The organism is Nocardiopsis sp. TNDT3 (assembly GCF_003427465.1).
Lineage (GTDB): Bacteria > Actinomycetota > Actinomycetes > Streptosporangiales > Streptosporangiaceae > Nocardiopsis > Nocardiopsis dassonvillei.
The window spans coordinates 1-1,881 of record NZ_QPFC01000786.1 but is presented as its reverse complement, the minus strand read 5'-3'; the positions used below and the strand labels follow the sequence as shown (position 1 = coordinate 1,881).

3 protein-coding genes are annotated in these 1,881 nt (G+C 72.6%); all 3 read left to right on the top strand.

The window, feature by feature from the left end; translation table 11 throughout:
* On the top strand, positions 1 to 806 hold an 806-nt coding region (locus DQW06_RS19300), incomplete at its 5' end, for a heme ABC transporter ATP-binding protein (RefSeq protein WP_117199047.1).
* 41 nt (positions 807 to 847) lie between these two features.
* Positions 848 to 1,654 carry a class E sortase gene (locus tag DQW06_RS19295; protein ID WP_013151429.1) on the top strand — a complete coding sequence of 269 codons (807 nt, stop codon included), beginning with the start codon at positions 848 to 850 and terminating at the stop codon, positions 1,652 to 1,654.
* A gap of 9 nt (positions 1,655 to 1,663) precedes the next feature.
* On the top strand, positions 1,664 to 1,881 hold a 218-nt coding region (locus DQW06_RS19290; protein WP_117199046.1), incomplete at its 3' end, for a hypothetical protein.

Below are 1,881 nucleotides of genomic sequence, written 5' to 3'. Positions count from 1 at the left end.
CCCCGGTCCCACCCGGCGAGGAGATACTCCGGGCCGAGGGCGTCACCGTCCGCCGGGGCGGCCGCGCCCTGCTCGACGGGGTCGGCCTCACCGTGCGGGCCGGGGAGCTGCTGGCCCTGGTCGGGCCCAACGGGGCGGGCAAGTCCACGCTGCTCGCCGCCCTGTCCGGGGACGTCACCGGGGCGCCCGGCCGGGGGGAGGCCGACACCGGGACCGTCCGCCTCCACGGCCGCCCGCTCGCCGACTGGACGCCCCCCGAGCTGGCGCTGCGCCGCGCGGTCCTGCCCCAGGAGGCGGCGGTCAGTTTTCCGTTCCCCGTCGCCGACATCGTGTCCATGGGCCGCGCCCCCTGGGCGGGGCTGGCCGCCGCGGCCGAGGACGAGGCCCTCACCGCCGCCGCGATGGAGGGCACGGGCGTGTCCGACCTGGCCGAACGGCGCTTCCCGACCCTGTCGGGGGGTGAGCGCGCGCGGGTGATGCTCGCCCGCGTCCTGGCCCAGGACACCCAGCTGCTCCTGCTGGACGAGCCGACCGCCGCCCTGGACATCCGGCACCAGGAACTCGTACTGGATCTGGCTTCCCAACTCGCGGAGCGCGGCGGTGCGGTTATCGTGGTCCTGCACGATTTGGGGCTTGCGGCAGCCTACGCCCATCGTGTGGCGATACTCTCCCGAGGACGGGTCGCCGCGCAGGGCTCCCCCGCCGACGTGTTCACCGCGTCGCTGCTCAGCTCCGTCTACCAGCACGAGGTCGAAGTCCTACCGCACCCGCGTACCGGAGTCCCGCTGGTCGTCCCCCTCAGGTAGGGGACGGGTGCACACGGAAGCGTCCACAGGAGTAGGTCGTATTGGTGTCTACAACTGAACGGCAGTTCCACGAGGGTCCCCGGCCCGGACGCGGGGAGGGGCGTGGACGTCGGGCCTCCGGCGGCCGACGGCGCCGCCGCCCCAGGCCCAGGGCCACCCCCGGCGACGTCGTGCGCGGCATCGTCCGGTTCTTCGGCGAGATCATGCTGACCGCCGGTCTGCTCATGCTCTTCTACGCCGGATACGAGGTGTACGGCTCCCAGTGGGAGACCGACCGCGAACAGCAGGACCTGGCCCAGGGGCTGGAGGAGGCCTGGTCCGCCGAACAGGCGGCCGCGGAGGCCGGTCCGGACTCCGAGCCCCTGCCGGGCAGCGCCGACAGCCGCCTGTACGTGCCGAGCCTGGACCTGGACTGGGTGGTGGTCAACGGCACCACGCAGGAGGACATCCGCTACAGCCCCGGCCACTACACCGAGTACCCCAGCTCTCCCGGCGGCGAGGGCAACTACGCCGTGGCCGCCCACCGCACCCCCGGCCTGTTCTGGGACCTGGACCTGCTCCGGAACGGCGACGTCATGGTGCTGGAGGACGGGGAGAACTTCTACACCTACGAGGTCTTCCGCGACGAGACGGTCCTGCCCACCGACGTGTGGGTGATCGAGCCGGACCCGTTCGACGAGGCCACCGACGAGGAGCCGGGCAGGTCCCTGCTCACCCTCACCACGTGCGCGCCCAAGCTGAACAACACGCACCGCCTCATCGTCTGGGCGGAGCTGGTGGAGACCACGCCCAAGTCCGAGGGGATGCCCGACTCGATCGCGCACATGGCTCCCCAGGCCAGCGAGTAAGGAACGCGAATGTACGGTCTGATCTGGCGCGTCCTGCCCGGTCCGTGGATCGCCAAGCTCATCATGGCGCTCGGACTGGTGGTGGGCGCCGCCCTGCTGCTGTGGTTCTTCGCCTTCCCGGCGATCTCGCCGCACATGCCCTTCAACGACGGCGCCGTCGACGTGGGGGGAGCCCAGACCGGGAGCGGCGCGGAGTCCGGGGGCGGTTCCGGCGGGGAGGCGGGGAC